Below are 6,000 nucleotides of genomic sequence, written 5' to 3' on the forward strand. Positions count from 1 at the left end.
TGCCATGCCTGCATGCAAGGGGCAGGCCCGGGGTGACTGGGGCTGAAGCACATAACTTACCGGCATAGGCAGGCACGGCATTGGCATTGTTCAAAGCGCAGCCCTCGCCCTACATTGGCCTGCCATCAGTCAACCATCCATTCCCCACAAGATGCAGGTATGTGTATTGGGCGCAGGCATCGTCGGCCTGGCCACGGCGTATGAACTCCAGCAGCGCGGCCTGCAAGTCACCGTCATCGACCAGGCCCAGCCGGGCACCGGTGCCAGCGGTGGCAACGGTGCCCAGCTCAGCTACAGCTATGTGCAGCCCCTGGCCGATGCCAGCATCTGGCGCCAGCTGCCCCGCCTGTTGCTGTCGCCCAGCTCCCCGCTCAAGCTGCGCCCGCAATGGGACACCCACCAATGGCACTGGGGCCTTGCGTTTCTGCGCGCCTGCAACCGACACACGTCCGAGCGCAGCACCGAGCGCCTGCTGGCCCTGGCCGCGCTGAGCCGCCACCGGCTTGAAGCCATGCTGCAGTCCGAATCCATCGACTGCGACTTCTCCCGCACCGGGAAGCTGGTGCTGTACGACACGCAAGCAGGCCTGGCATCCGCCCAGCGGCAGATGGAGCTGCAGCGGTCCTGGGGCAGCCAGCAGCAGGCCGTGTCGGCGGCGCGCTGTGCCGAGATCGAACCCGCCCTGCAGCACTACCAGCACCGGATCGCGGGCGCCATCTACACCCCCAGCGAATGCGCAGCCGATTGCCTCAAGCTGTGCCAGGGCCTGCAGGCCGTGCTCGCCGCACGCGGCGTGCGCTTTCTGCTGGGCGCCCGGGTACAGGGCTTTGTGCGCCAGGGCCGGCGCATCGCCGCCGTGCGGACCAGCGCCGGCGCGGTAGAGGCACGGCAGTTTGTGCTGGCCCTGGGCAGCCACAGCCACCCGGTGGCCCGCACGCTGGGGCTTCGCCTGCCGGTCTATCCACTCAAGGGCTACAGCATCACGCTCGACACCACCGAAGCGTCCGCAACCGTGCCCCGCGTCAACGTGACCGACGCCGCCCGCAAGGTGGTCTTTGCACGCATCGGCCACCGGCTGCGTGTGGCTGGTATGGCCGAGCTGGTGGGGCACGATGCCCGCATCCCACCCGCACGCATTGAAAGCCTGTGCCAGGCCACGCGCGCTTTGTTCCCGGGTTGCAGCCAGTTTGAAGAACTGCGCCCCTGGACCGGCATGCGCCCCGCCACGCCCACCGGCCTGCCTGTGGTGGGCCCACACGCCAGCGGCCCCGCCAACCTGCTGCTCAATACGGGCCATGGCTCGCTGGGCTTCACGCTGGCGTTTGGCACGGCCGCGCAGGTCGCGGAGCTGCTGGCTCCCGCCTGAACCACCGCGCAGCCTCGACCCTGCCCGCTACTCCACGTCGGGCAAATCCACAGAGGCCATGGTCTCGCCCACGGCCTGGCGCATGCACTGCGTCATGGCACTGGCCAGCAGCGAGCTGGGCCGGTTCACGGTGCGCAATGACTTGATGGGCACGGCAATGTGGGGCGCCAGCGCCATCACGTCCACCTTGCTGCGGTCGGCCGATGCGGCCGTGCAACTGTCCACCACCGCCACCGCATGGCCGTGGTGTGCCAATGCCAGCGCAGCGTGGTAGGTCTGCACCGTGATCGCCGTCTGCAGCCCCACACCCGCTTCACGGCAGGCATGGTTGACCACCGTGCCGATGGGGTCGCGCACATCGAGCCGCACCACGGGCGTCTCCGCCAGGTCAGACAGGTGCACCACGCCCGCCGCCACCAGCGCAGCACCCAGCATGCCCTTAGGCGCCACACACACCATGCGCCCATCAGCCAGGTGCTCTTGCGTGAGCGCGGGGTGGGCAATGGCGCTGAACACAAAGCCCACATCCGCCTCCTGCAGCACCAGGGCCGAGACGATCTGGGGCGAGTGCAGCGCGTCAATGGTGACCTTCACATCCGGGTGCTTCTGCCGAAAGAACCGCAGCGCGCGCGGCAGCACCTCGTAGCTCAGTGCCAGCACGCTCAGGATGTGCAGTTCGCCCTCACGTTGGTCATTTTTGAGACTGTTGGCCAGGCGCTGGACATCGTCCAGCTGGGTGAACAGGCGCTCGATGTGCGGGTACAGGGTCTGTGCCTCGGTGGTGGGCACCAGCTTGCCCTTGAGCCGGTGGAACAGCGGAAAGCCCAGCTGCAATTCAGCATGCGCCAGGATGCGACTGACCGCAGGCTGCGTGACGTTGATGAGGCGGGCTGCCGCGCTCACGCTGCCGGTGAGCATGACGGCGTTGAAAACTTCTATGTGGCGAAGGCGCATCAAATAACAATGCAAGGAACAGGCCCGATGCGCAATCCTTGCATCCACCCATTGCGACTAAAACGGGGATTAGAGCGACATCGACGGCCGCTGCGCCATGACCGCACGCCAGCGCAGCAAGTGCGGGTGCTGCTCGCTGGGCTTGTGCTTGACCACCCGCGCAAAGTCCACGGCCACCACGGCCGTGATGTCGGCCACGCTGAAGCGGTCGGTGGCAATGAAGTCGCGGCCTGCCAATCGATCATTCAACAGATTGAAAAACTGCCCCACGCGCACCAGCCCGCGCTCGGCCAGGGCCGGGATCTGCGGGTAGTCCACTGTGCCGGGCAAGGCCCGGTTGGCCATGGCGGGCGCGCTGTTGCGCAGCGCCTCGGCAATGGCCAACAGGCCCTCGAACTCCATGCGCCAGTTCCAGCTCGCAATCTCGGCCTTTTCTGCGGGCGTTTCGCCCAGCAGTGCGGGCTGCGGGTAGCGCGCTTCGAGATACGCCGTGATCGCAGCGTTGTCGGTCAGCAGCAAACCGTCTTCCGTGCGCAACGCAGGTACCGTGCACTGCGGGTTGATCTGGCGATACGCCTCGCCCAGTTGCTCGCCATTGCGCAGGTCCACCTGCACGGTGTCGTGGGCCACACCCTTTTCTGCCAGCAGGATGCGCGCCCGGCGCGGGCTGGGCGCCGTGGCGCAGTCGTACAAAGTGATCATGGTGATGCCTTGCAGAAAACACTCAACGTGCAGGCGAAGAAGCTGCTGCCGCCTCGACCTTGTCCTGCGTCTTGGTGTCAAAGTCGCTGGCGTCATGCCGCTCGCGCAGTTGGCTGGCCGGGTCGCCATTGACGCGGTTGACCTTGCGCCCGCGCTGCACCGCCGGACGCTTGGCGATTTGCTCGGCCCAGCGCACCACATGCGTGTATTCATGCACCTGCAAAAACTCGCCTGCGTTATAGGCCTGCCCCTTCACCATCAGGCCGTACCAAGGCCAGATCGCCATATCGGCCACCGTGTACTCATCGCCCGCCACGTACTCGGTCACGGCCAGGCGCTGGTTCAGCACATCGAGCTGGCGCTTGGCCTCCATCGCATAGCGGTCGATCGCGTACTCGATCTTGACCGGCGCGTAGGCATAAAAATGCCCAAACCCTCCCCCCACAAACGGCGCACTGCCCATCTGCCAGAACAGCCACGACAGGCACTCGGCCCGCGCCGCACCGTCCTTCGGCAAAAAGGCGCTGCCGAACTTCTCGGACAGATACATCAGGATGGCGCCGGACTCGAACACGCGCACGGGGTTGGCAGGGTCGGTGCGATCCAGCAGCGCGGGAATTTTGGAGTTGGGGTTCACAGACACGAACCCACTGCCGAACTGCTCACCCTCGTTGATGCGGATCAGCCACGCGTCGTACTCCGCCCCGCTGTGGCCCAGCGCCAGCAACTCTTCCAGCATGACAGTCACCTTCACGCCATTGGGCGTGCCCAGCGAGTAGAGCTGCAGCGGGTGCTTGCCTAGGGGCAACTCTTTATCGTGTGTAGCCCCGGCGATGGGGCGGTTAATGCTGGCGAACTGGCCGCCGTTTTCTTTGTTCCATTGCCAGATGGCAGGGGGGGTGTAGGGGGTGAGTGTGGACATCGGAACTCCAAGCGTAAAAAAGGAGGCTGACAGCAACCTCAGCAATTGCAGAATTAGGGTGGCGACCGGTTTAACTTACATGCGTTGACGCTGCTGCCTTAATGACAAACACTCGCATGCCGACCTTTGGTCGAGCAGATGAAGTGGGCCAAGGGATTCCCGTTTTGTCTCCAATGACCGCTTCGGCTTTCGAAGCGTTGGCGACCTGTAAGGAGGCCACGGATGTCTCCTCAAAGTAAATATCGAACTCAAGGGCAATAGCGTCGCCCACTTTCACTGAGGAATTTTCAATATCCACACCAAATGCATGAGACCAGACTTGTGCAATTCGCCCAAGCAAACAATAGTGTTTGGGTACAGGCTCAAGGCGACCATGACCGTAGAGCACCGGTTTCACGTCATCCGGTTTCCATGAATTCCTGCGCTTGTTGACTACCATCCGGTAGAGATCCCAGGTTGTCAGAAGGCCCTGGAAATTTTCAACTGCGACATCAACCAACTCTCTTCTGAAAGGCATGGAGTTGTCACGCTGCAGGGGAGGGAGATGCCGTTGATGGTTGATGATTGAGAGCCCAACCACGTCGACCCTCTTTTGCTCGCGCATAACCAGCGTCGCATGCTTGAACGCTTGCATTGCATCCTCGTCTCCGGGGAAATTGTTGATCCCTTTAATGTCAACGACGAGTGTTGGACTGCAATCTTGTATTTGGAGGTCCTCACGGCGCGCCTTTCCTTCGCGGTCGCGAATCTTGTCCATATCCACGACAGATTGAAAACCTAGCTCGCGCAGAGCAATCACGACCGCCTCTACGAGAGGGTCACCGGTCTGAGTCAAAAGATCGTGCAGCCATCCTTCTTCGGCACGAGCGGCGGAAATATCTGCCGCGATACGTTCCATTTCGGATTCATGCAGCTTGACAAGCTCATCGCGTTCGCTTTGCAACTTCGTCACTTTGACCAGCTCATATTCGGGCAGGTGAGTCCATCGGCCTTTCTCGACCCCTGGAAAAAGGCCAGGGAACATTTCTGGAAAAGCGTCCGTCAACAATCTCTTGATGAACCCCGCTTTGTGCTGCATTTGGGGCAGGATCAGAACTGCACCGTTTGACGAATAGGTCCTCGCTAATGCAACCGTTTCGCCAAACTTGTTTTTCGCCAACACCCTCCATTTCTCTTCGTCATATCTTGGTACGAGAGTGCATTCGAAACGCATGTCGGGAAGATACTCACTGAGAGCTTTGCTCAATGGAGTCCGCTCTTCACAGATAGAGATCTCTTCGCCGTGCGATTCGACAACGCGGATGTAGTCGAGGTCGGAGAGGAACGACCACTCATCAATGGAAAGCTCTTGTTCAGTCCGAAATACACTGCCGCGCGTCTTTCCATAGCTCATCGTCATCCCCGTTTTGGGGGATGCGAATACGACGACAACGCCTCCGGTGGACACTATGCGGTTGAAGCCGTCTCGCACCTCCATTGCGGCCACCGCCCGTGAATCAATGAGGCCTCGAGTGCATTCGATCCAAATTCCCGTCACATCCTCAGCGGAATACTTCTCACCCACGGCGCTCGATGCCGCATCGAAGCTGAGGTCGATGAAGATGATTTCTTGTTCTGCGTAGCCCGCAAGCTGCGATGAATTTCTCGCAGGAATCCACCGCGAGGATGGCTCCACTTGAAATGGAGTCCCTAGTGAACCAGCGATAGTGTTTATGCCAGCATCAACCAAAACGGCTTGGACTGAGCGATCAAGGTCCATGAGAAGTACCTTGGGCTTGATATTCTTGACCGGCGATGCTTTGGCATGAGAGGCAATTAGTGGCGCCTCAGAGACAGAAAGGGAGGCTGCGGGCGTTTGTTTTTTCTTAAACATCAGCGAATCACTTCAGAAATTAATATCTAGAAGGGCTGGATGCATTGCTGTTGAGTGGGTCAGCTGTCCAGAACTAACTTTGCGAGGAAAGCGTACTTGGCGAAAACGGGCCTGTCCGAGTTTCCGTGTGTGAGGCTCACTGAGCCTTCACCGATTTGGCGAAGGTGAATGAGTATCTTACGT

Annotated in this window: 5 protein-coding genes; 1 reads left to right on the forward strand and 4 read right to left on the reverse strand. The window is 61.1% G+C overall.

What is annotated here, in order from left to right:
- The first annotated feature begins 151 nt into the window (after positions 1 to 151).
- Positions 152 to 1,366 (forward strand): D-amino acid dehydrogenase, encoded by a 1,215-nt coding sequence (locus AC07Z7_RS16520; RefSeq protein ID WP_494766933.1) that lies wholly within the window; start codon positions 152 to 154, stop codon positions 1,364 to 1,366.
- A gap of 27 nt (positions 1,367 to 1,393) precedes the next feature.
- Here the strand turns inward: AC07Z7_RS16520 and AC07Z7_RS16525 are convergent, their stop codons facing one another.
- The 4 genes from AC07Z7_RS16525 to AC07Z7_RS16540 form a co-directional block, all read right to left on the reverse strand.
- Positions 1,394 to 2,320: a LysR family transcriptional regulator gene (locus AC07Z7_RS16525; RefSeq protein ID WP_094285429.1), complete on the reverse strand. Its 927-nt coding sequence runs from the start codon at positions 2,318 to 2,320 to the stop codon at positions 1,394 to 1,396.
- A 69-nt stretch (positions 2,321 to 2,389) separates the two neighbouring features.
- On the reverse strand, positions 2,390 to 3,022 hold the full coding sequence (locus AC07Z7_RS16530) for a glutathione S-transferase family protein (RefSeq protein ID WP_494766934.1): 633 nt from the start codon (positions 3,020 to 3,022) through the stop codon (positions 2,390 to 2,392).
- Positions 3,023 to 3,044: 22 nt separating this feature from the next.
- Positions 3,045 to 3,944, reverse strand: a complete 900-nt coding sequence (yghU, locus tag AC07Z7_RS16535) for a glutathione-dependent disulfide-bond oxidoreductase (RefSeq protein ID WP_494766935.1) — start codon at positions 3,942 to 3,944, stop codon at positions 3,045 to 3,047.
- A gap of 70 nt (positions 3,945 to 4,014) precedes the next feature.
- Positions 4,015 to 5,817: a hypothetical protein gene (locus AC07Z7_RS16540; RefSeq protein WP_494766936.1), complete on the reverse strand. Its 1,803-nt coding sequence runs from the start codon at positions 5,815 to 5,817 to the stop codon at positions 4,015 to 4,017.
- Between the last annotated feature and the right edge of the window lie 183 nt (positions 5,818 to 6,000).

The organism is Acidovorax sp. GW101-11A03 (genome assembly GCF_059424825.1).